The following is a 21,812-nucleotide window of genomic DNA, read 5'->3' as shown; positions in this document are numbered from 1 at the left end:
GCGCTGCAATGGATCCCAGGTCTCATCGGGATTCGGCGGCGGAGGCGCGGAATGGACGAAACGCCCGACCTGCCGTACCCGGCCCGCGGCTATGTGGACATGCTGCTGCACGCCCTCGGCGGTGCGCCGGACCTGAGCGACTCCTCGGCCGCCGTGCTGGCCGCCGGCCTGGTCGACGGCCGGTTCTTCGCCGGCACCGTCGACGAGTTCGCCGGGGCCGTCGGGGCGGCGGTGCGGCACGGCCGGCTCGCGCCGGACAGCGTCGCGCTGAGCCGGCGCCACCGCGAGGCGGAGCTGCTGGACTTCCTCGCCCGGCTGAGCCGGCGGCTCGACGGGTTGCGGCCCTGGCCCGGCCCCGCCTTCGCGCGGCTGCCCGTCGGCACCTGGCCCGGCATCGCGCAGGCGCCGCCGATCGCCCGGGTGCTGCTGCCCGCCGACCAGCTCGCCGGGATGCTCCGGGAACGGTTCGACGAGCTGGACGCCCCCGGCGGTCCACTGCGGGCGGTGGTGCTGCGCCTGCGCGGCGGCGCCGTGGTGGCGCTGCGCACCCCGGCCCGGCCCGAGGCGGCAGCCGAGCTGCTCAGCCGGGAGCCGGACCACGCCGGGGTGGTGCGGCAGTTCCAGACCCTGATCGGGCTCGCCGGGAAGGACCTCGGCCCGGCCCCGCCGCCCCACCGGCCGGCCGGCGGGGCGGTTGCGGAACGGCCCCGCGGCCTCAGGTCACCCCGACCGTGGTGGCGGCGGTGAGGGTGCCGGCCCGGACGGTGACCGTCACCGTTGCCCGGCGGAGCCCGGTGAGCGTCCCGGAGCGCAGGTCCAGCACCGCGACCACGTCCCGGCGCCGGCGCGCCCGCGCCGCCGCCGGATCGTCGGCCACGATGGCCAGCCCCGGCCCGCCGCCCCAGGTCACCGACATGGGGTAGCGCATCGGTACGACCCGGTCGTTCTGCCCCGCGTCGACCGCCTCGGCGTACACCCGGGCCGTGGCCCCGACCGCGACGGCCGGCGGCGCGTGCAGTTCGGCGCGGCTGAGCAGCGGCCGGACCTCGGCCCGGAACCACCCCAGCCCGGCCGGGTCCGGGCGGTCGGGAGCGCAGCCGGCGTGCGCCGGGTCGAGGGTCACCAGCGACCACGCCGCGAAGCCGCCGTGCCCGGCGTCGCCGTAGGGCACCTTGCCCACCACGGGCGCGTTGAACTCCAGCACCCCGTCCGCGCGCCGCACGTGCGCGGTGTGCGCGTGCCCGCTGAGCAGCGCTACCTGCTTGCCGGAGCGCGCCCGGAAGCCGGCCAGCTCCTGTTCGAGGAACTGCCCCTCGTACGGGTCGTCGAGCTGGGACGCGCCGGTGCCGGTGGGGTCGAGTACCGGGTGGTGCACGGCCACCACGACCGAGCCGACCGACCGGTCGTCGGCCGCGGCGGCCAACTGCTGACGCAGCCACGGCAGCTGCGACCAGTCGGAGCGCCGCAACGAGCCCAGGGTGCTGTTGAGCAGGACGAACCGGGTGCCGTTGTGGTCGAAGACCTGCCGGGTGGGTCGGCCGGTGGCGGCGGCGAACTCGTCCAGCGTGCCGGTGGCGCTCGCCCCGGACTCGTGGTTGCCGACCGCCCAGTACAGCGGGATGTCCGGCGGCAGGTGCTCGTCGATCAGCCGCTGGAACAGCGCGAAGTCGGCCGGCCGGTTGCTGTCCACGCCGTCGCCGGAGAGCAGCACGAAGTCGGGGCCGGCCGCGACGATCTCGTCCAGCGCCCGCGCGGTCTGGGTGTAGCCGTACGAGTCGGTGCCGCCGTCGGCGTTGACGTGGGTGTCGGACAGCACCGCGAACCGCCACGGCCGCCCGGCGCCGCCGGCCCGACCGGCCTGCGGCGCCGCCTGCTCGACCACCGCCGGGTCCGGCTGGTCCGGTACGTCGGGGACGTCGAGCGCCATCCCGACCCGCGCGTCCAGCAGCGCGAGGTCGACGTGTCCGGCGTCCCGCCGGGTGGAATCGGTCTCCACCAGGTAGATCCGGCTGAGCGTGATGGGTGGGTTGAAGCCCCCCGGAATCAGCCCCTCGACCCGCCGCCAGCCGGTCCAGTCGACCTCGGTGGCGAAGGTGAACGGCACGTTTGTGGAGCCCTGCGCGGCCATCGTCGCGCGCAGCCAGTGCCGGTGGCCGTCGCCGTTGACCCAGAGCGCGAGCCGCTGCGCCCCGGCAGGCACCGTCAGCGGGGTGCCGGCCACCGCGTACGCGGCGGAGGTGCCGACCGGCTGGTCGGTGAAGTCGTAGCCCAGCCGCAGCCCCCGCTCGCCCGCGGCGGCGCCGGGCCGGTCGCTGGTGTCCACCCCGGTGACGCTCGCGGTGGCCCTGACCGCGAGCGCCGACCAGGCGGCCGGGTCGGCCAGCGACGAGAGCGGCTGGTCGACGAGGCCCACCGTGACGGGGATCCGCAGCTCGTGGCCCTGGACCCGCAGCGTCACGATGCTGCCGCGGCCGTCCTCGCCCGGCCGGGCGGTCAACCGCAGCGTGCCGTCCGGCCCGGCCGCGATGTCCAGCACCGCGGGGTCGTAGTCCAGCCGCACGTCCCGGGGCTCGATCGGCGCCCGGAACCCCTCGGCGTCCACTCCGGTGACCGTGACGTCGCGCCGCTCGCCCGCGGACAGCGCGAGGGAACCCACGTCGGCCTCCAGCCGGTCGAGCGGCCCGAGCACCCGCAGCGCGACCTGCCGGCGTACCGACCCGGACCGGGCCTCCAGCAGGCCGCTGCCGCTGTGCGCGCCGCGCAGCACGTGCGCGTCGTCCGGCCGGACCAGGTTGCCCGGCACCGACCGCCAGCGGAGCGTCCCGGCGGGCGCCGGGGCGTACGTCTCGTCGTAGCCGGCGGCGGAGACGTCCCGGGACAGCCCGGGGAACACCCGGTCCGAGCGCAGCCGCACGTCCAGGCCGGTGAGCCGGCCGGAGCCGGCCGGCGGGACCAGCCCGACGCCGTTCGGCACCGGCCGTTCCTCCCCGTCGGACGGTACGTTCGTGACGCCCACCCGGGCGTCGCCGGGACGCCGGGACACCAGTTGGGACGAGCCGCCGCCGTCCAGCATCACCGCGTCCCGGGCACCGGCGTCCCGCATCCGGGTGGCCAGTTCGGCCACGGTCAGCCCGCGGGAGCGGCTGGAGCTGCCGTCGGCGACGTACAGCAGCAGCCTGCGGTCCGCGGTCCAGCCGATCGCGGTACGCGGCTTGAGGCTGGTGTTGTTGGCGTCACCGGGATCGAGCGGCTGCTCCACCCCGTCCCGGACCAGCACGGTGTGCGCGCCGAGCGCCAGCGAGTACGGGCTCGGCGCGTCGGAGCGGGCGTGGTAGTCGACGGTGAACCGGGTGCCCGGCGGGGTCCCGGCCAGCTGCCCGGCGAGGCCGCCCGCGGCGAGCAGGACGTACCCGCCGGCCGGGACCGGTGTGGCCGTCCCGGCGGTGCGGACCGCGCTGACCGCGCCGTCGCGGACCTCCAGTTCGGTGACGGGGCCGGCGGTGCCGACGAAGCCCCGGTCCCCCGGCCCCCAGTCCGGGGTGTAGAGCACCGCCGCGTCGGCCGGCACGCTGTTGCTGTTCAGGCCCGCGAGGTCGACGCCGCGCTCGCCCACGGTCGCCGTTCCCTCCAGGAACAGCGTGGCGATCCGGCCGACGCCGGCGGCGTCCAGACCGACCGCCGGGCTGCCGGCCCGATCGGCCTTGAGCGGTTCGCCGTCGCGCACCTCGCCTCCGATCGGCGCGTTGGTGGTGTTGATCGCGAAGAAGTCGCCGTTGGTGGCCGCCACGGCGTGCGCGGCGTCGGCCAGTTCGGTGGGCCGGGTGGCGCCGCTGACGCTCTGCGCGAGCAGCCGGGGCCTGGTGGGGCCGGTCAGGTCGGCGGTGAGCAGGAAGCTGTCGACGAAGCCGAGCGGGTCGTAGCTGCGGTCCCGGGTGAGCGAGACACCCGGCGCGATCCGTTCGGTGTGCCGGTCGACGGCGAGGCTGCCGGATGCGGCCGGGACGGCGCCGGGCAGGGCCCCGGCGGCCGGGTTCGCGCCGGCCGGGACGGCGACGGCCGGCGCCGGAACGACCGGCGATGCGGCGACGGCCGGCGGCGCGCCGACCTGGGCGATGAGCGTGGCCAGGGTGGTCAGGGCGGCCAGCGGTCCGAGCGCGCGGGACCGGTGCCGGGCGGGAACGGGGCGCGACATGCCGCCGACCATAGGCGTAAATCACTGCCAACAGAAGAACATGCGACGAAGAAAAGCTTCACGCCGGCACACCGGTCCGCCGCAGCGGCGCTAGGATCCGGCGCCGAGGTCCACGCAGGGGGTGTGGCCGCGGGCCAACAGACGGCGGTTGTCGGCCGTACTGATCTCCACCCCGACCGAGACACAGCCCCGGGTGGTGCCCAGGACGTTGCCGAAGACGCTGTACACCTGGCTCTTGACCATGTAGGGGTAGTCGAACCGGCTGACCGCCCGGTCGGCCGGGCGGGTGGTGCGCAGCCGGATGGTCGCGCCGGTCGGGACGCGCTCGGTGGAGACGAACAGCGGCCAGGCCGCGCGGCAGCGCGGGGAGTAGCGCAGGGTGAGGCTTCCGTACGGCGGCTTCGCCGGATCGGGATCCGGGACCGGGGTGGTCTGCGCGCTGACGGCGTCGACCTGGCAGTGCTCCTCCTGCGGATCCGCGCCGTCGCTGGCGCCGCCGGACTCCGGCGAGACCGACGGACCGGCGGCCTGCCGGGTCCGGAATGGACCGGACCCCGACGCCAGCGCGACGACGGCGGCCACCACGAGCGCCGTGAGCCCCGCGACGGTGAGCAGCACCCACCGGGAGACCGTGCGCCGGGGTGGCACCGGCACCGCCTCCCGGGCGGACTGCCCGCCGGGCTGCCGGTCGACCGGCTGGTCGCCCCGCACGAGCGCGTACTCCCGCTGCCAGCGCTCCCGCCAGACGTCCTCGTCGCCGCCGCAGGCCCGGACGAACGCCAGGGTCAGTTCCAGAGACGGCAGCCGGGCGGCGGACAACACGGTCGAAAGCGCGGTGTGGGAGTAGTGCGCCGTCTCGGCCATCTTCCGTAGCGACGGCTGCCCCGCCTCGCGCCGGAGCCGCGCGAGATCGGCCACGAATTCGTCGAGCCGCACGTCGCCGCCGGCCCGCGCGCCGACGTCACTGTCCTGACCCGCCATGCGCTCTCCCCTGCCGCGAAAACCTGGTGTCAACGTCCGTCAAGTCAGTGCTTTACACGCGGACACGCGCCAGGATCGGCCCCGACGCAATCGCCCGCCCGATAGTCGCCGCTCGATAGCGTCGCACATTCGCGGGCGAGGTTATCCGGGTGGCCGAGGGCGCGATGCCGAACCATCCACAGGAGGTCCGCGTGAACCATCCGAACAGCAGGAACAGGCTCACCCGCCGGGCGCTGCCGCGGCTCGTCCGGGGGCTGATCGCCTCCGGCGCCGTCGTGGTGGCGGTGCTGGCCGGCACGGCCACACCGTCGTTCGCCGGCATCACCGGGTACAGCGTCACCGGTACCGGCGGGGTCGGCCTCCAGGTGCGGACCAGCCCGTACGACGCCGGCGCGCCGGCGGTGGCCGTCCTCGGCGACGGCACCCCCTTCACCGCCGAATGCGCGGTGCGCGGCCGGAACATCTACGGCAACACCGTGTGGCACCAGATCAGCTACCCGGCCAACGGCTGGATCAGCGACTACTACACCACCACGCCCGGGTTCAACCAGTACCTGCCCGGCGAACCCGAGTGCGGCGGCGCACCGCCCACCGGCACCCGGGAGGACCGCGCGCTCGCCTGGGCCCGGTCGGTCATCGGCCAGGCGTACACCAACGGCGACCTGGGCGACTCCAACCACCCGTGGGACGGCTGGTGCGACAACTTCGTGGCGCACGCCTACGGCCGGGCGGCCAGCGGCTACGCGACCGCGCTGACGCACTACAACTCGCTGAGCGCCCGCGGCCTCATCCACACCTCCGGCACCGCGCCGGCCGGCGCGCTCGTCTTCTTCAACGGTGCGCCGATCAACGGCTACGCCGGCCACGTGATGCTCTCCGAGGGCAACGGCAACTACATCACCTCGGCCCCCACCGTGCGCCGTGTCTCGCTGAGCTGGCCGGGCGCCCCGTACCTCGGCTGGTCCTACGCCGACCCCGAGTGGCCCGGCCGCTGACGTCGGACGGCGGGGCCGCCCACCCCATTCGGCCCCGCCGCTGACGTCCCGCGGGTGGACCGGGCCGCCGACCCCACCGGCCCGGTCCACCCCACCCCCGAGCCGCCCGTACCCCACCCCACCCCGCCGAGTCGACCGGCACACCCCCGCCGGTCCCAGCCGAAAGGACCTCCATGCGCCCCCATCACCCCGAACCGGCGCCCTCCGGCGCGCCAACCCCCGCCGTCGGCGGCTGGCGGCCGGCCTGGCCCTGCTCGCCCTCGTGAGCGCGGTCACCGTGGCGCTGCCCGGCGCCGCGAGCGCGGCACCGGATCCGCGCCCGGTCCCCCGCCCGGCCAGCGTCGGCGGACCCGCCACCACGACCGCGCCGGGCGGCGGCCGCGCCCAGCTCGCCGCCACCGGCATCGACCTGTGCGCCCAGGTCGCGTACGCCGCCGGGTTCCGCGGAAACCCCCTGGTCACCGCCGTCGCCGTCGCGATGGCCGAGTCCTCCTGCAACCCCTCGGCGGTGGGCAGCAACGGACCCACCAGCGGCTGCCCCTACGGCTCGCTCGACCGCGGGCTCTGGCAGATCAACAACTGCTACCACCCCACCGTCACCGACACCTGCGCGTACGACGCCCAGTGCAACGCGAACGCCGCGTACAGCATCTCCAGCGGCGGCAGCAACTGGCAGCCGTGGTCGACGTACAACAACGGCGCCTACGCCAGCTACCTGTCGGCCGCCCAGGCGGCGGTGAACCGGCTCGGCGGCGGCGGTACCCCGCCCGGCGGCGTCACCGGCACGATCCTGGCCAGCCCCTGGCTGAACGTCCGGGGCGGACCGGGCACCGGCTACGGCGTCGTCGGCTACGCCAACTACGGCGACACCGTCACCATCTCCTGCTACACCTTCGGCGAGTACGTCAGCGGCGGATACTGGCCCTCCTCCACCTGGGACCGGATCACCGACCCGGCCACCGGCGCGAGCGGCTACGCCGCCGACACCTGGATCTCCACGACGTACGACGTCAAGACGATGGTCGGTCCCTGCTGAGCCGGACCGGCCGGACGGACCAGGCCGGGTGGGGAAGTCTGCGCCCTTCCCCGCCCGGCCTCCCCGTCCTGCTTGTAGATCCACCGGGCACGCCCTAGGGTCACGGACATGGTCGGACCTCAGGCTGCGGTGACGTATCTGCTGGTCGATGGCGAGAATATCGACGCCACGCTCGGCGGGCAGGTGCTGGAGCACCGGCCGAACCCGGAGGAGCGACCCCGGTGGGAACGGCTGCGCCAGTTCGCCCAGGACACCTGGGGCCAGCCGGTCCGGGCGCTGTTCTTCCTGAACGCCACCTCGGGGGTGCTGCCCACCCCGTTCGTCCGGGCACTGCTGGCGCTGAACTACCGGCCCATCGCGCTGACCGGCTCCCCGGGCAGAAGGTCGTCGACATCGGCATCCAGCGGACCCTGGAGGCGATCGCGAACCGGCCCGGCGACGTGCTGCTGGCCAGCCACGACGGCGACTTCCTGCCGCAGATTCGCAGCGTGCTGGGGGACGGGCGCCGGGTGGGCGTGATCGGCTTTCCCGAGTTCTTCAACGCCGGCTTCACCAACCTGACCGACGCCGGCCTGGAACTGTTCGACCTGGAGGAGGACGCGCACTGCTTCACCAGCCCGCTCCCCCGGGTGCGGATCATCTCGGTCGACGACTTCGACCCCGAGCGCTTCCTGGCCTGAGGGCCGGCCGCCCCGGGAGACCGGCCGGCCCCGGGTCCGGTCCCCGCCGCCGCCGACCCGGGTCCGACCCCCGACCCCTGACCCCGGCCGTCAGGCCGGTGCCGGCGACGCCGCCCGGCCGAGCACGTGGTCGGCGAGCTGGTAGTTGTGCCGCCGGGCGTGGTTCGTGCGGCCGGACAGCAACGACTCGGCCATCTCGCGCGCGGCGGCGGCGACGGGCGCCTCGGCCAGCGCGTCGAGCAGGTCCTCGTACCATCCCCAGATCCGCATCTGGTCCTCGCCGGCGTCCGCGTAGCGGCTCCGGTCGAACGCCAGGTGCGGGTGCTGGTCCTCGATGTCCTGGCCGGCCTCGGCGCGTAGCACCGATTCGCGCACGACGACCACCCCGGAGATCTCGTCGTCCCCGTCGTCCGTCCCGTCGGGCCGGAACAGCACGAACGTCTCCATCCGGCGCATGTTCATCGTCGACAGCCGGCGTCCCGAACCGGTCTTCGGCAGGCAGGACAGGGACCAGTGGTCCCGCTCGTTGGCCACCACGTCCGGGACGGCGGCCATCAGGTACGCCCGGTTGGCCGTCACCACCTGCTCGAAGTAGGGGCCCTCCCGCAGGCTGGCGAACCTCGCCTGCTGCTCCGGGTCGGCCCGCATCTCCTCCTCGGACAGCGCGGTGGGCGTTTCCGGGGCGTCTGCATCGACTTGCGTCTCGGTCACCCGTGCACTGTAGACGCGCGGCGACGTGCCGCCACATCCCCGGCCGCGGTGCGCAGCCGCGCCGTCACGTCACGTGCCCGGCGATGATCCGGGCGCAGTCCAGCGACTCGGCGCGGCCGGTGTCCACCTCGACGTCGTAGCCGACGCCCCGGTGCACCACCTCGGCCTGCGATGCCGCCATCCCGGCCGCCCGGTCGCCGCGGGCGATCTCCCGGGCCGCCGCGACGTCCGGGGCGCAGCGCACCCCGACCCACAGCACCCGGAGGCCGTCCAGGTGCGCCCGGAGCCGTTCCTGCGAGGCCGCGCCGCCGAGGAACACGTCGTCGATGATCACCGGCGCCCCGGCCCGGGCCATCGCGGCGACGCCGACCAGCCAGGCGTGTTGCAGTTCGTCGAAGCCCGCGCCGAGGATGACCTCGCCCCGCGGCCCGAACGTCACCATCGCCGGCGGAAGCCGCTCGATCAGGTCGTCGATGCCGAGGGTGATCCACGGCTGTGGCAGCAGATGCCGCAGGCACCGCGCGATTCCCGACTTACCCGAGCTGGAGCCACCGTTGAGCACGATGACCTGCGTCTGTGCTGTCATCGGTCCACCTTTCCCGGATCCGGTCCGATCGACCCTGATCGGGGCCGCGACCTGGCAGCCTACGGCCGGCGGCGGTCAGCCTACGGCGGGCGGCGCCGCGGCGTAGACGGGTTGGCGGACGCCCCCGTGCGCGGCGCAGGCCGTCGACGTGCCGCCGGCCAGGCTGATCGCGCCGTCCTCGCACAGGACGAGGTAGCCGGCGGCGGTCCAGAAATCGTCGACACAGCCGAAGTACGTGCACACCCCGGGATCCGGGCTGGTCACGTACGTCCCACCCGGGCAGTAGGTGTAGCCGTACGGGTTGGCCGGGGCCCCGCAGAGCGGCGCCGGGGTGCCGGTCGGGGTGGGCGTCGCCGGCCCGGCGGAACCCGGGCCGGCCGGGGTCGACGGCGCGGCCGGGGTCGGCGGCCGGGTGGACGCCGGCGGGCTCGCCGGGGCGGGCGTCGATCGGACCCGGGCCAGGGGTTCCACCGCGGGCCGGACCGGCACCCCGGTGCCGGACGTCGGCTCGGGCGGTGCGCTCGATCCGGTCGGCGCCGGGATCTCCGGCTGCGGCACCACCGGTGCGGGAGCGCTGGGCCGCAGCACCGGCACGGCCAGCCGGTCCCCGTCCGGCCCGCTCGGGTGCAGCAGCACGGCGGCCACCGCGAGGGCGGTCACGGCCAGGGAGCCGCCGACCGCGAGCGCGCCGTCGGGCACGAGAGCCCACCTCGGCGCCGCGGCGGCGCTGGCCGTCGCGGGGCGCTCCGGCCGGGCCGCCGCGTGTTCCTCGATCATCCCGTCCAGCCGGGCCAGCAGCGCGGGCCGCCGCCCGTTCGCCGCGACGTAGGCCAGATCCAGCGCGTACCGGAACCGCCCGGCCGCGGCGGGCGGCAGCAGCAGACCGCTGACCGTACGCCGGCCGCGCTTGTAGAGCAGGGTGAGCGGCGCGCTCGGGTGGTGTCCCAGCCCGGCCAGGTCCCGGTACGGCCACTCCCGCTCGCCGATCCGGCCGGCCAGCAGCACCCGGCGGTCGGTCAGCACGGCCAGGCCGCCGTCGATGGTGCGCAGCCCGTAGGGCGGCCGGCCGGTCAGCACGCCGTCGGCCCGGGGCACCGGCAGCCGTACCGGCCCGGGGGTGCCGGGGGCGTGCCGGGCCCGCACGCTGACCAGCCGCACGGCCGGCGCCACCGCCAGCACGGCCTCGTCCGGGTCGAGCCGGATCGGCAGCCCGCGCGCCCCGTCCCCGGTACCGGTGCCGGCACCGGAATCGGCGCCGGCGGGGGCCGGATCCGCCTCCGCCGCGGCGCGCAGCCGGCGCAGGTCCGCGTCCCGGCGGCACCACTGCGCCATGGCGGCCTGGTACGCCCGCAGCCGGCGCCGGTTCTCCGCCCGCGCCCACCGCCGCCGCCAGCCGGTGCCGGGCACCCATGCCCGGCTCACCACGCCCGTCCCTGCCGAAAGTGCCAACCGCTCGGTTTCACTTCCGGTACAACCCGTCCGGCGCCGCCGAGGACACGGCGGTCTTTCGATGGGTACGCCCCGGCCGCCGGCCCGCGGCGGCGGCCTCGCGGCGGCGGCCTCGCCCGGCGCCAGAACGCCGGAACGCCGGAACCCCCGGCCGCCGGCTGAGCCGGATGGTCGGGGGTTCCGTCGGTGCCGAGCGGTCAGACCGTGACCGGGTCCGGTCAGACCTTGACCGGGTCGTCGGTCGAGTTCCGCGTCGGCTCGGGGGCCGCGAAGGTCGCCGTGGCCGGGGTGCGGAAGGCGTGCACCAGGCCGGCGATGGACAGCAGCAGCATCAGGCCGGCGCCGAGGTACATGGCCAGGGCTCCCTGCTCGGCCTTCACCCCGAACTCGCTGAAGCCGTACGAGGTGAGCAGCAGGCCGCGCAGCGTCTCGCCCTTGAACACGGTCTCCCGCTGTGCGGTCACGTCGGCGAGCTGCTTCTGCAGGTCCGCCAGGTTCGCCGCGTTGCTGGCCTGCGCCTGCGCCACCTGCTCCTTGAGCTGGGTCTGCGGCTTGCCCAGGTCGGCGTACGTCTGGCCGCCGGCGATCGACTGGAGGTGCAGCCCGATGTACTCGTTGGCGTAGCACTCGGCCTGCTTGCCGGTGGTCATCGGCTGCCCGGCGTACTCGACCAGGCAGTCGGACTTCTTCTCCTCGTCGCTGAGCTGGTCCGCCGGGGTGAAGGTGATGTGCTGCTGGCCGAGCTGGTCGTGCACGTAGTTCTTGGCGAAGTTCGCGTTGGTGGTGAGCACGATGCCGACGATCAGCAGCAGCGCGGCGATCCCGAGACCACCGATGCTGAAGAGGATATCGAGGGTCCGGCGTTTCATGGCTAGCTCCTTCGAGGTGGGCGGCGCGGATGTTTCATCTGAGCTGCACTTATCGTCGGGGAACCGGCCCGGGGCCGTTAGGGCCCGAATCCCCCGATCGGCCCGGGACCTTTGGCCCGTCCGGTCCCGGGCGGACCCGGCACCGGACCGTATCAAATCGCCGATCATCGATTGGCTTTCGGTGATTCCGCTGCTTAAGCGGGCTATCCGGCCCGCCGTGGTCGCCGAGTCACTACGCTGCAGCCATGGCCGACCAGCGGACCTCCGGAGACGACCCGCGGCTCACGGAGTTGCTGACCGCGTTGACCCGGGCCGAGGGTCTGCTCCGGGAACGCGGCGACAGCCACTGGGCGGACTGGCTGGCCCGCAGCCGCGCGCACGTCGCCCGGGCCGACCCGCACGGGCTCGACCATCTCCGGCGCGCGTTCGGCGGCACGGACAGCATCAGCGACGCGTACCCGCCGGAGGACGGCGACCTCGGCGCCACGCTGGCGCACGCCTACCGGCTGGTCGCCCACCTGCTCGCCGAGCAGCGCCGGCACGCCCGGTCCTGACCCCGTCCCGGCGCCGCGGACGGTCGAGATCGCCCGGATGCGGCGCCGCGGCCGGATGCGGCGCCGCCGCGGCCGGGCTCAGGGGCGGACGGCGCGCAGGTAGGCGGTGGCGATCGTCCGGTGCCCGGTCGCGCCGTTGGCCAGCGCCGCCCGCAGGTACGACTCCAGGTGCTCGCGCTCCTGCGGGTCGAGCGCCTGCGCCAACGCCTCCTCGTAGGTGGGGGCCAGCGGGTTCGGCGCGCTCCGCTTCAGCACGTCCCAGTCCCGGGTGGGCAGCGGTGAGCGCACCTGCACCTCGGCGCGGTAGTCCAGCTCGATCCCGGTGAAGCCGGCGGCGCGGGCCATCCGCAGCAGGTCCCGCTCGTCGAAGTTGAGCATCGGGTCCTCGGCCGCCGGGAGCGGCTCGTACACCCGCAGCAGTCGCCGCATGAGGTCCTCGACGGGCGTCATGTCCAGCCCGAACAGGCCGCGGCCGTTCTCGCTCGCGGCGAAGCCGTTTATCGGCTCGAAGATGGACAGCCGGCCGCCGGGCCGCAGCACCCGGAAGAACTCGGCGAAGGCCGCCGGCTTGCGCGCGACGTAGATCAGCACCGACCGGGTGGTCACCACGTCCACCGACCGGCCCGGCACGTCCCGCAGGTCGTCGGCGCTGGCCAGCACGAACCGGCACTGGTCCAGCCGGCCGTCCCCGGTGGCCCGCCGCCAGCACTCGGTGAGCAGATCCTCGGAGATGTCGCTGAAGATGACCCGGCCGGTCGGACCGACCCGGTCCAGCGCGCCGAACCCCACCAGGCCGTCGCCGGTGCCGACGTCCAGCACCACGTCGCCGACGGCCACGGCAGCCCGGTCCAGCACCCGATCCCGGTACGCGCCGATCAGCGGCGCCACCCGTGCCCGGACGTCGGCGTTGTCCCCGTCCCGCCGGCGCAGCACCCACTGCGCCCACCGGTCCTGCTGCCGCATCCGGTCACTGTCGCACGCCGGGTCCAGTCGCCGGAAGAAGCGGCGCCCCGCCGTCGACACCGACGGCGGGGCGCCCCTCGTGGACTACGGACCGGCCCCGGCCGGTCTCTGACGGGGCGTGGCCCTGTCAGACACCCGCCCGGGCCGGATCGCGCCACATCGGATACAGGCTCGGCCCGTCCGGCAGGTCGAGCGTGTTCTCCATCCGGGCGAACCCGAGCCGCTGGTACAGGGCGGCGTTGCGCAGGCAGCTGGCCTCCAGGTACGCGGGCGTGCCGGCCCGGTCCAGCTCGGCCAGCCGGTGCTGGAGCAGCGCACCGCCCAGGCCGTGCCCCTGGCGTGTCGGACGGACCGCGATGAACGGCAGGTACGCGTGGCTCTCGTGCACCGGGTGGCTGGTCGACATGAGCTGGTCCAGCACGGCGAACCGCTTGGCGTACTCGGGGCCGACGGCCGCCTCGAAGATCGGGCCGAGGTCGTCCGGTTCGGCGTGCGCGGTCGCGTCGACCGGCAGCCAGAGGGTGACCGCCGCGCGGTCCGCGGTGGTGTACGCCTCGCCGTCGGCGAGGGTGAGGTCGACGAACGGGCGGAAGAAGGCGTGGTGCAACCGCTCGCGGTCCGCCTCGTCCGGGAAGATCCACTGGCTGATCGGGTCGGCCAGGAAGGCCGTGGCCAGGATGTCGGTCAGGTCGTCGGCGTCCGCGGCGGTGGCACGGACCACGGTGATGTCAGGCTGGCTCATCGGTTCCTCCGTAGGGGATGACCGGCACACCCTACGGGCCGCACCCGGCCACAGTGGATCCGGTCGGCGTTGCGTGGCTCCCGGCGGTGCGGATCAGTGGGCGCGTCCCCAGCAGTCGTACGGGCTGCGGCCGGGCCGGAAGCCGTGCGCCTCGGCCATCCGCGCGGCGTCGGCGAACCCGCGCCCGACGTACTCGGGCAGGTGGGCGTCGCTGCCGAAGGTGACCGCGTCGCCGCCCTCCTCGCGCCACCAGGTCAGCAGGGTGGCGTGCAGGGGCAGCCGGGTGTTGATCTCCAGCGCCCGGCCGGACTCCGCGGTCGCCCGCAGCGCGTACCGGAACTCCTCCTCGAAGGCCGCGGGGTCGAACGGCCCGGCCGAGCCCGCCGGCCAGGAGCGGACCGGGTAGTCGATGTGCGCCAGCACGGAGAACATGTCGCTGGCGGCGACCATCTCGGCCACCCCGGCCAGGTATTCCCGCACCACCTCGTGCGCGTCCCGGTGCGGGTAGATGCCCCACGGTTCGGCGAAGCTTCCCCGGTCGGGGAGCGTGTGCAGGGAGCCGAGCAGCCGCTCGAAGCGCCCCACCGCGAGGATCCGCGTGCACTGCCCGGCGTGCCGGTGCGGTTCGCCCAGTTCCAGGCCGGTCAGGATGCGCAGGCCCGGAAACCGGTGGCGGCAGCGCTCGATCGTGTCCAGATAGCCGGCGGCGTCGAAGGCGGGCGGCGTCAGCACCCCGTCCGGGTCGGCGACCGAGCTGAGGTGGTCGCTGGCGTACGGGCCGTCCAGGTCGATCCGCCAGACGGTGTGATCCAGGTGTTCGGTGAAGGCGATCGCGGGCAGCCCGAGTTCGACGGCGCGGGCGCAGGAGCGCTCCATCGAGGCCAGCGGCGCGTCCCAGGACCATTCGCTGTGCACGTGGCTGTCGGCCGGCGGCGACCCGGCAACTGATTCACCGCGGCCCGGCGCCGTCACTTGCGACGTTCCGGGTGCTGCCGGTTCCACGCGCGCATCCGTTCCGGATAGCCGACCTTGGCCGCCTCGTACAGCGGCAGGCCGTGCCGGTGGGCGAACCTGCCGGCCGCCCGCGGGGTGCCGGTGCGGCGCCGGATCCACTCGCCGTCGTGGGCGATCGCCACCACCGTGGTGTCGGTAGCGGTCGTCTCCGGCTCCAGGTACAGCTCGACGCCGCGGTGGCTGCGGAGAAAGTCGGTCAGTTCGGCGAAGTCCTCGGCCGTTGCCTCCCGATCCAGCCGGGTCGGCGCCGGGTCGCTGGCGCGTGAGCGCCGGGAGAACAGTCCCATCGGTACTCCTTCCACCCCGGCCGCGGCGGCTCCGAATCCGGAACCGTCGGGTCCGCCGTACCGGATCGGCCTTCCATTCCAGCACGCCCGACTGACAGTTGGCTGAGCGTCCGGTACGAGGATACTGGGACCAGCGATTACCTTCCGTGACCGAACGAGGCCCATGATCCCGGAAATTCCCCATGAAGCCCGGCTTCACGGGCGACGGCCGACACAGTAAGTTAGCTCCGGGACAAACCAGTTGCCGCTGCGGGACGGCACGGGACGCCTGCTGCTCAGCTGTGCCCGGACCACCCGCCGGCAGGCCGGAGATTGAGGAGTTTCCCCGGTGTCGAACCTGAACGCGGCCTGGCCGGCCGCAGCGCGTACCGAGGCCAGCCACCGAGGGACCGCGCCGCTGCCCCGACGGGCGCCCGCCGCGTCGTTCGCCGACGGGGAGCAGGGCTCGCCGCCCGCCCAGACCGCGCCGCGGCTGGTGCAGGCCGCCGGGGCCGCCCTCCAGCACGAGCTGTCGGCGCTGCGGCAGCGCGTTCCGGGCATCCGGGGCTGCGTGCTGGCCACCGTGGACGGTCTGCTGGTCGGTCAGGACCTGGCCTGGGGCTGTGAGCCGCACGACATGGCGGTGCTCGCGGCAAGCGTCTTCGGGGTGGGCCGGCAGTGCGGGCTCGGGCTGCGCCAGGGCGCGTTCCGGGAGACCAGCGTCCGCAGCGACCTGGGCTGCTTCACCGTGTACGCGGTCACCGACGCCGCCCTGCTGGCCGTGCTGAGCGACGACGGTCTCGACCTCGGCTGGCTGCACCGCGAGGCCCGCCCGGTGGCCGGGCGGATCGCCGAGTTGCTGCCACCGCCGCGCTGAGGCCGGCGCTACCCGGTCGGCGCTACCCGGTCGGCGCTACCCGGTCGGCGCTGCCCGACGGCGCCACCCGACCGGCTCAGGCGCCGACCGGACCCGCGCCGACCGGGGCGGCACCGGCGGTCGGACCCGCGCCGACGGTCGGACCCGCGCCGACGCTCGGGGCGGGGTCGTCCGCCGGACGCAGCCGCCACGGTCCGGTGCCCAGCCGCACCGGCACGAACGGCGGTCCGCCGGGCCGGCGGCGCAGCAGCACCGACAGCGCGGCGGCCCCCATCGCCAGCCCGCCGGCGGCGTACCAGGCCAGCGTGTAGGTGCCGAGCCGGTCGCGGACCAGCCCCGCCCCGGTGGCCGCGACCGCCGCGCCCACCTGGTGCGCGGCGAAGACCCAGCCGAAGACCACCGGCGCGCTGGCGCCGAAGTACTCCCGGCACAGCGCCACCGTCGGCGGCACGGTGGCCACCCAGTCCAGCCCGTAGAAGACGATGAAGACCAGCATGCTGGGCCGGGTGTCGCCGGCGAACAGGCTCGGCAACACCAGCAGCGACGCGCCGCGCAGCGCGTAGTAGCCGCCGAGCAGCAGCCGGCCGTCCACCCGGTCGGTCAGCCAGCCCGACGCGACCGTACCGGCGATGTCGAAGACGCCGACCAGGGCGAGCAGCCCGGCAGCCGTCGTCTCGGTCATCCCGTGGTCGTGCGCCGCCGGGATGAAATGCGTACCCACCAGGCCGTTCGTGGTCGCCCCGCAGATCGCGAAGCCGCCGGCGAGCAGCCAGAACGGGCCGGTCCGGGCCGCGGCCAGGAGCGTGCCGGCCGCCCGGGCCGCCGCGCCGCCCGCGGGCCGGTCCGGCGGGACGACCCGAGCGGCGCCGTAGGCCGGCAGGTCGAGATCCGCCGGGTACTCCCGCAGCAGCCAGCCGACCAGCGGTACGACCACCAGCGCCGCCCCGGCCACGATGAGCGCGGCGGTTCGCCAGCCGTGCTGGCTCACCACCACGGCGAGCAGCGGCAGGAAGATCATCTGTCCGGCCGCCCCGCCCGCGGTCAGCACGCCGGTGACCAACCCCCGGTGCCGCACGAACCACCGGCCGGTCACCGTGGCCACGAAGGCCAGCGCCATCGACCCGGTGCCCAGCCCGACCAGTACGCCCCAGCAGAGCACCAGTTGCCAGGTCGCGGTCATGAACACGGTCAGGCCGCTGCCGGCCGCGACCAGCAGCAACGCCACGGCCACCACCCGGCGGATGCCGAACCGGTCCATCAGCGCGGCCGCGAAGGGCGCGGTCAGGCCGTACAGCAGGAGGTTCACCGAGACGGCCGCGGAGATGCCGGCCAGCGACCAGCCGAACTCGGCGTGCAGCGGGTGCAGCAGCACCGAGGGCGTGGCGCGGAATCCGGCGGCCCCGACCAGGGCGACGAAGGCCACGGCGGCGACGGTCCAGGCCGGATGGATCACGCGGGTACGGCTCACCCGAGCAGTCTGTCCGGGCGCCCGCCGGACGGGCGAGTGGCCCGGAAGCCATGATGCGCAACAATCGGGCCATGACCCGATCGCCCGCACCGCCGGCCGGCCGCCGGCCGCACCAGGTCGCGGTGCTCGTCCTGCCGCAGGTGGTGGGGCTGGACCTGGGCACACCGGCGCAGGTCTTCGGCTCCGCCCGCACTGCCGAGAACGAACAGCTGTACGCGGTCCGCACCTGCACACCCGGCGGTACGGCGATCCGCAGCGCCGACGGCTACGGCGTGCTGCCCGACCACGGGCTCGAACTGCTGGCCGACGCCGACACGGTGGTCGTCCCCGGCATCCGCGACGGGGAGGCGGTCGCGCACGGCACCCTCGATCCGGCCGTCCGGACCGCGCTGCACGAGGCGTACCGTCGCGGCGCCCGCATCGTGTCGATCTGCACCGGGGCCTTCGTCCTGGCCGCGGCCGGCCTGCTGGACGGCCGCCCGGCCACGACCCACTGGGGGTACGCCGACCGGTTCCGCCGGCTGCACCCGCGGGTCCGGCTCGACCCCGACGTGCTGTTCGTCGACGACGGCCAGGTGCTCACCTCGGCCGGGGTGGCCGCCGGCATCGACCTGTGCCTGCACCTGGTCCGCACCGACCACGGCAGCGAGATCGCGAACCGGGCCGCCCGGCGGTGTGTCGTACCGCCCTGGCGGGACGGCGGCCAGGCCCAGTTCATCGACCGGCCGGTGCCGCGTACCCCGCACACCAGCACCTCGGCGGCGCGCGAGTGGGCCGGCGGACACCTGGCCGAGCCGATCACCCTGCACCAGCTCGCGGCCCGGGCCAACATGAGCGTGCGGACGTTCACCCGGCGGTTCCGCCAGGAGACCGGGCTCAGCCCCGCGCAGTGGCTGCTCCAGCAGCGCACCGACCACGCCAGGCTGCTGCTGGAAACCACCGACCTGGCCGTCGACCAGGTGGCCCGGCGCTGCGGGTTCGGCACCGCGGCGGCGCTGCGCCAGCGGCTGCGTCAACGAATCGGGGTCTCCCCCAGCGCGTACCGGCGGACGTTCCGCACTCCCGCCACCTTCAACGTATAGCCGACCCCCGGTCTTGCGGCAAGACCCGGGTTCTGCCGCACAATCGGCGGCCGGTGCGGTGCGATGGAGCACGGCTGACCCGGAGGTGTGACGGTGATCGCGCAGCACGTGGTGGATCTTCACGACGTCGACCAGACCCAGATCGCCGTCGTCGGCGGCAAGGCCGCCCAGTTGGGCGCCCTGACCCGGATCGACGGCGTGCGGGTGCCGCCCGGCTTCTGCGTGCCGACGGACGCCTTCCGGCGAATCATGGCGGCGGCGCCGTCGACCGACGGTCAACTGGACCGGCTGGCCGGTCTGGACCCGGACGACCGGGACACGATCCGCACGCTCAGCGCCCGGCTGCGCCGTACCGTCGAAGGGGTTGCCGTCCCCGACGACCTGGCCGCGGCGGTCACCCGGGCGCTCGGCCGGTTCGGCGACCGGGCCGGGTACGCGGTGCGGTCCAGCGCCACCGCGGAGGACCTGCCGACGGCGTCCTTCGCCGGCCAGCAGGACACGTACCTGAACGTGGTGGGGCCGGCGGAGATCCTGCGGCGCATCAGCCGGTGCTGGGCGTCGCTGTTCAGCGAGCGGGCCGTGACCTACCGGCTGCGCAACGGCATCGACCACCGCAGCGTCCGGATGGCCGTGGTCGTGCAGCGGATGGTCCTCCCGCGGGCGGCCGGCGTCCTGTTCACCGCCGACCCCGTCACCGGCAACCGCCGGGTCGCCACCGTGGACGCCAGCTTCGACCTCGGCGAGGCCCTGGTCTCCGGCCTGGTGAACCCGGACGTCTACCGGGTACGCGACGGCGAGATCAAGACCAGGACGGTCGCCGCGAAACGGCGCGCCGTGCGCGCCCTGCCGGCCGGCGGGACCCGGGAGGTGCCGGTCGACCCGGCGCGGCAGGAGGAGCCGGCGCTCACGGATGCGCAGGTGCTACGGCTGGTGCACATCGGACGGCGGATCGAGGCACACCTCGGCCGCCCGCAGGACATCGAATGGTGCCTGGTCGACGACGACTTCCAGATCGTGCAGAGCCGGCCGATCACCACGCTGTTCCCGATCCCCGCCGCCGCCGACCGGGACAACCACGTGTACCTCTCGGTCGGCCACCAGCAGATGATGACCGACGCGATGAAGCCGCTGGGCATCTCCGTGTGGCAACTGACGGCCATGGTGCCGATGCACGAGGCCGGCGGCCGGCTGTTCGTCGACGTCACCGCGCGGCTGGCCACCCCCGCCGGGCGAACCGCCCTGCTGGACCTCGTCGGCAGGGGCGACCCGCTGTTCCGGGACGCGCTGGAAACCGTCCTGGCGCGCGACGACTTCATCCCGACGCTGCCCGACGGCGGCCCCGCCGGCACCGCCGGCCCGCCGCCGGGCGGTGCGGCCACCCCGATCGGGACCGATCCGGCCATCGTCGCCGAGCTGGTCGAGCGCAGCCGGGCGTCGCTGGCCGCCCTGCGGCGCGACATCGCGCCGCTGACCGGGCCGGCGCTCTTCGACTTCCTGCTCGAATCCTTCCAGGAGCACAAGCGGGTCCTCGCCGACCCGCTCAGCCTGCAGGCCATCATGGCGGGCATGGAGGCCACCTGGTGGCTCAACGACCGGCTACGGGAGTGGCTGGGCGAGAAGAACGCGGCCGACACCCTCACCCTGTCCGCCCCCGGCAACGTCACCTCCGAGATGGGGCTGGCGCTGCTCGACGTCGCCGACGCGATCCGCCCGCATCCGCAGGTGGTGGCGTTCCTGCACGGCGTGCGGGACGACGGCTTCCTGGACGGACTGCCCGGGCTCCCGGGCGGCGCGCAGGCGCGGGCGGCCATCGAGTCCTACCTCGACAGGTACGGCATGCGCTGCGTCGGCGAGATCGACATCACGAGGCCACGCTGGCGCGAACGCCCCAGCACACTCGTACCGATCATCCTCGACAACGTCCGCAACTTCGCCCCCGGCGCCGCCGAACGCCGGTTCGAGCAGGGCCGGCAGGCCGCCCGGGACAAGACGCGGGACGTCCTCGAACGCCTGCGGGCGCTGCCGGACGGGCAGCGCAAGGCCGACCAGACCAGGCGGATGATCGACCGGGTCCGGACCTTCATCGGCTACCGGGAGTACCCCAAGTACGGCATCATCAGCCGCTACTTCGTCTACAAGCAGGCCATGCTGGCCGAGGCCGACCGGCTCGTCCGAGCCGATGTGCTCCGCCAGCGGGAGGACGTCCACTACCTCACCTTCCCCGAGTTCCACGACGTCGTCCGCGACAACCGGGTGGACGACCAGCTCATCCGGGCGCGCCGGGAGGAGTTCCGGACGTACCAGGCGCTCACCCCGCCCCGGGTGCTCACCTCCGAAGGCGAGGCCGTCAACGGGGCGTACCGCCGCGACGACGCCCCGGCCGGCGCGCTGATCGGCCTGCCGGTCTCCGCCGGGACCGTCGAGGGGCGTGCCCGCGTCATCCTCGACATGGCGCACGCCGATCTCGAACCGGGCGACATCCTCGTCACGGCCTACACCGACCCCAGCTGGACGCCCCTGTTCATCGCCGTCACCGGCCTGGTGACCGAGGTCGGCGGGGCGATGACGCACGGCGCGGTGATCGCCCGGGAGTACGGCCTGCCGGCCGTCGTCGGCGTACCGGACGCCACCCGGCTGATCCCCGACGGGCAGCGGATCCGCGTACACGGCACCGACGGGTACATCGAACTCCTGCCCTGACGCCCTGACCGACCCCAGCTCCACCCCATCCACCGCAACCCGCGCCAACCCCACCGTTTGCCGATGAGCGGATGCGAAATACTGTCCTTGCCGAGGGAGCAACCCGGTGATACTGCCGCGATGGATCTCTTTCTCGGCAGTCAAGGACTCGGCGTTGGGCGACGCGGAATCGGTGCTCGTGACCGGCGGCTATCCGATCTTCCTATTGCAGCATGCCCGGCAAACCGGCTGCCTCGCCATCGTCAGACAACGCGCCACTTCGGGAGACCTCGCCTATGCCGGTATGTCTTCTGGAGCCGCACTCCGGCACCGGATCTTGCGACCTACCGCGGTGACGACGGCCCCGGGCAGGTGACCGACACCAACGGTCTCCACCTCGTGTCCTTCTACCCGCTGTCACACGCCAACCGAGACCGTGAAGAGCTTTACGCGCAGATTCATCGCCGATGCGGGGCACCTTCCCGAATTCGTACCCATCCGTGACGATCAGGCGATTTTCGTCCGCGACGACACCCGGCAGATCGTGCCCGGCTGAAATCGCTGACGCAGCGCACGCTGCTGCTGCTGCTGGTATGCCGCGAGACCCCGGCCCCTGGGGCCGGTGGGTATATCCGTGATGGCCTTTTCATCCACCGACGACATACCTG

The 21,812-nt window shown here is 74.4% G+C and carries 21 protein-coding genes; 10 read left to right on the top strand and 11 right to left on the bottom strand.

All coding sequences use genetic code 11. The annotated features are described in order from the left end of the window. Positions 1 to 51: 51 nt before the first annotated feature. A complete protein-coding gene (locus tag CIK06_RS05865) occupies positions 52 to 747 on the top strand; it encodes a hypothetical protein (RefSeq protein ID WP_095563960.1) in 696 nt (231 codons plus the stop codon). On the opposite strand, the gene CIK06_RS05860 is transcribed toward CIK06_RS05865, so the two are convergent. Together CIK06_RS05860 and CIK06_RS05855 are read right to left on the bottom strand one after the other, a co-directional pair. Continuing rightward, entirely contained in the window at positions 716 to 4,192 is a 3,477-nt protein-coding gene (locus CIK06_RS05860; RefSeq protein WP_157756621.1) for a phosphodiester glycosidase family protein, read from the bottom strand. The two genes, CIK06_RS05865 and CIK06_RS05860, sit on opposite strands and share 32 nt — an antisense overlap. Before the next feature lie 90 nt (positions 4,193 to 4,282). Beyond that, positions 4,283 to 5,173, bottom strand: a complete 891-nt coding sequence (locus CIK06_RS05855; RefSeq protein ID WP_095563958.1) for a DUF2690 domain-containing protein — start codon at positions 5,171 to 5,173, stop codon at positions 4,283 to 4,285. A 191-nt stretch (positions 5,174 to 5,364) separates the two neighbouring features. Between CIK06_RS05855 and CIK06_RS05850 the strand changes: the two genes are divergently transcribed. The 4 genes from CIK06_RS05850 (at position 5,365) to CIK06_RS30630 (ending at position 7,884) form a co-directional block, all read left to right on the top strand. Continuing rightward, entirely contained in the window at positions 5,365 to 6,168 is an 804-nt protein-coding gene (locus CIK06_RS05850; RefSeq protein WP_157756620.1) for a hypothetical protein, read from the top strand. Positions 6,169 to 6,430: 262 nt separating this feature from the next. Beyond that, positions 6,431 to 7,204, top strand: a complete 774-nt coding sequence (locus tag CIK06_RS29140) for a transglycosylase SLT domain-containing protein (protein ID WP_198348118.1) — start codon at positions 6,431 to 6,433, stop codon at positions 7,202 to 7,204. 108 nt (positions 7,205 to 7,312) lie between these two features. Further along, positions 7,313 to 7,723 (top strand): hypothetical protein, encoded by a 411-nt coding sequence (locus CIK06_RS05840; RefSeq protein WP_232534039.1) that lies wholly within the window; start codon positions 7,313 to 7,315, stop codon positions 7,721 to 7,723. Then, a complete protein-coding gene (locus CIK06_RS30630; RefSeq protein WP_232534038.1) occupies positions 7,693 to 7,884 on the top strand; it encodes a hypothetical protein in 192 nt (63 codons plus the stop codon). Before CIK06_RS05840 ends, CIK06_RS30630 begins: the two co-directional genes overlap by 31 nt. A gap of 90 nt (positions 7,885 to 7,974) precedes the next feature. Here CIK06_RS30630 and CIK06_RS05835 read toward each other — a convergent pair whose 3' ends face one another. The 4 genes from CIK06_RS05835 to CIK06_RS05820 all read right to left on the bottom strand — a co-directional run bounded on the left by CIK06_RS05835 (position 7,975) and on the right by CIK06_RS05820 (position 11,499). Further along, positions 7,975 to 8,595 (bottom strand): hypothetical protein, encoded by a 621-nt coding sequence (locus tag CIK06_RS05835; RefSeq protein WP_157756619.1) that lies wholly within the window; start codon positions 8,593 to 8,595, stop codon positions 7,975 to 7,977. Between the two features lie 64 nt (positions 8,596 to 8,659). Next, positions 8,660 to 9,181: a chloramphenicol phosphotransferase CPT gene (gene cpt / locus CIK06_RS05830; RefSeq protein ID WP_095563955.1), complete on the bottom strand. Its 522-nt coding sequence runs from the start codon at positions 9,179 to 9,181 to the stop codon at positions 8,660 to 8,662. Positions 9,182 to 9,256: 75 nt separating this feature from the next. Next, positions 9,257 to 10,603 (bottom strand): hypothetical protein, encoded by a 1,347-nt coding sequence (locus CIK06_RS05825; protein WP_157756618.1) that lies wholly within the window; start codon positions 10,601 to 10,603, stop codon positions 9,257 to 9,259. A gap of 245 nt (positions 10,604 to 10,848) precedes the next feature. Continuing rightward, the gene (locus tag CIK06_RS05820) at positions 10,849 to 11,499 is read right to left on the bottom strand and encodes a hypothetical protein (protein WP_095563953.1); all 651 of its coding nucleotides are present in this window, start codon (positions 11,497 to 11,499) and stop codon (positions 10,849 to 10,851) included. 245 nt (positions 11,500 to 11,744) lie between these two features. Between CIK06_RS05820 and CIK06_RS05815 the strand changes: the two genes are divergently transcribed. Further along, the gene (locus CIK06_RS05815) at positions 11,745 to 12,053 is read left to right on the top strand and encodes a hypothetical protein (protein ID WP_095563952.1); all 309 of its coding nucleotides are present in this window, start codon (positions 11,745 to 11,747) and stop codon (positions 12,051 to 12,053) included. 78 nt (positions 12,054 to 12,131) lie between these two features. Here CIK06_RS05815 and CIK06_RS05810 read toward each other — a convergent pair whose 3' ends face one another. From CIK06_RS05810 to CIK06_RS29825, 4 genes are all read right to left on the bottom strand, one after another. Then, positions 12,132 to 13,016 carry a methyltransferase domain-containing protein gene (locus tag CIK06_RS05810; protein ID WP_095567601.1) on the bottom strand — a complete coding sequence of 295 codons (885 nt, stop codon included), beginning with the start codon at positions 13,014 to 13,016 and terminating at the stop codon, positions 12,132 to 12,134. A gap of 127 nt (positions 13,017 to 13,143) precedes the next feature. After that, positions 13,144 to 13,758, bottom strand: coding sequence for a GNAT family N-acetyltransferase (locus CIK06_RS05805; protein WP_095563951.1), 615 nt, complete (start codon positions 13,756 to 13,758; stop codon positions 13,144 to 13,146). Between the two features lie 93 nt (positions 13,759 to 13,851). Next, the gene (locus CIK06_RS29830) at positions 13,852 to 14,673 is read right to left on the bottom strand and encodes a PHP domain-containing protein (RefSeq protein WP_198348117.1); all 822 of its coding nucleotides are present in this window, start codon (positions 14,671 to 14,673) and stop codon (positions 13,852 to 13,854) included. A 53-nt stretch (positions 14,674 to 14,726) separates the two neighbouring features. Then, complete coding sequence (locus CIK06_RS29825; RefSeq protein ID WP_198348116.1) at positions 14,727 to 15,059, bottom strand: hypothetical protein; 333 nt, start codon at positions 15,057 to 15,059, stop codon at positions 14,727 to 14,729. A 328-nt stretch (positions 15,060 to 15,387) separates the two neighbouring features. Between CIK06_RS29825 and CIK06_RS05795 the strand changes: the two genes are divergently transcribed. Next, positions 15,388 to 15,915: a roadblock/LC7 domain-containing protein gene (locus CIK06_RS05795; RefSeq protein ID WP_232534037.1), complete on the top strand. Its 528-nt coding sequence runs from the start codon at positions 15,388 to 15,390 to the stop codon at positions 15,913 to 15,915. A 76-nt stretch (positions 15,916 to 15,991) separates the two neighbouring features. On the opposite strand, the gene CIK06_RS05790 is transcribed toward CIK06_RS05795, so the two are convergent. Continuing rightward, entirely contained in the window at positions 15,992 to 17,383 is a 1,392-nt protein-coding gene (locus CIK06_RS05790; RefSeq protein WP_095563950.1) for an MFS transporter, read from the bottom strand. Between the two features lie 71 nt (positions 17,384 to 17,454). On the opposite strand from CIK06_RS05790, the gene CIK06_RS05785 reads away from it, so the two are divergent. The 3 genes from CIK06_RS05785 to CIK06_RS32315 all read left to right on the top strand — a co-directional run bounded on the left by CIK06_RS05785 (position 17,455) and on the right by CIK06_RS32315 (position 21,520). Next, on the top strand, positions 17,455 to 18,465 hold the full coding sequence (locus tag CIK06_RS05785) for a GlxA family transcriptional regulator (RefSeq protein WP_232534036.1): 1,011 nt from the start codon (positions 17,455 to 17,457) through the stop codon (positions 18,463 to 18,465). 93 nt (positions 18,466 to 18,558) lie between these two features. After that, positions 18,559 to 21,165 (top strand): rifamycin-inactivating phosphotransferase, encoded by a 2,607-nt coding sequence (rph, locus tag CIK06_RS05780; protein ID WP_095567598.1) that lies wholly within the window; start codon positions 18,559 to 18,561, stop codon positions 21,163 to 21,165. A gap of 106 nt (positions 21,166 to 21,271) precedes the next feature. After that, positions 21,272 to 21,520, top strand: coding sequence for a Type 1 glutamine amidotransferase-like domain-containing protein (locus CIK06_RS32315; RefSeq protein ID WP_369916105.1), 249 nt, complete (start codon positions 21,272 to 21,274; stop codon positions 21,518 to 21,520). The last annotated feature ends 292 nt before the right edge of the window (positions 21,521 to 21,812 follow it).

Source organism: Plantactinospora sp. KBS50 (genome assembly GCF_002285795.1).
Taxonomy (GTDB): domain Bacteria; phylum Actinomycetota; class Actinomycetes; order Mycobacteriales; family Micromonosporaceae; genus KBS50.
The sequence above is the reverse complement of the archived record's forward strand: the minus strand, read 5'-3'. Positions and strand labels throughout refer to the sequence as shown.

What these genes read in the sequence shown, in the direction of transcription:
- CIK06_RS05855 (WP_095563958.1), bottom strand. Translation starts at nt 5,173, where the DNA reads ATGGCGGGTCAGGACAGTGACGTCGGCGCGCGGGCCGGCGGCGACGTG.
- CIK06_RS05860 (WP_157756621.1), bottom strand. Translation starts at nt 4,192, where the DNA reads ATGTCGCGCCCCGTTCCCGCCCGGCACCGGTCCCGCGCGCTCGGACCG.
- CIK06_RS05785 (WP_232534036.1), top strand. Translation starts at nt 17,455, where the DNA reads ATGACCCGATCGCCCGCACCGCCGGCCGGCCGCCGGCCGCACCAGGTC.
- CIK06_RS05815 (WP_095563952.1), top strand. Translation starts at nt 11,745, where the DNA reads ATGGCCGACCAGCGGACCTCCGGAGACGACCCGCGGCTCACGGAGTTG.
- cpt (WP_095563955.1), bottom strand. Translation starts at nt 9,181, where the DNA reads ATGACAGCACAGACGCAGGTCATCGTGCTCAACGGTGGCTCCAGCTCG.
- CIK06_RS05840 (WP_232534039.1), top strand. Translation starts at nt 7,313, where the DNA reads ATGGTCGGACCTCAGGCTGCGGTGACGTATCTGCTGGTCGATGGCGAG.
- CIK06_RS05810 (WP_095567601.1), bottom strand. Translation starts at nt 13,016, where the DNA reads ATGCGGCAGCAGGACCGGTGGGCGCAGTGGGTGCTGCGCCGGCGGGAC.
- CIK06_RS05865 (WP_095563960.1), top strand. Translation starts at nt 52, where the DNA reads ATGGACGAAACGCCCGACCTGCCGTACCCGGCCCGCGGCTATGTGGAC.
- CIK06_RS29825 (WP_198348116.1), bottom strand. Translation starts at nt 15,059, where the DNA reads ATGGGACTGTTCTCCCGGCGCTCACGCGCCAGCGACCCGGCGCCGACC.
- CIK06_RS05805 (WP_095563951.1), bottom strand. Translation starts at nt 13,758, where the DNA reads ATGAGCCAGCCTGACATCACCGTGGTCCGTGCCACCGCCGCGGACGCC.
- CIK06_RS05820 (WP_095563953.1), bottom strand. Translation starts at nt 11,499, where the DNA reads ATGAAACGCCGGACCCTCGATATCCTCTTCAGCATCGGTGGTCTCGGG.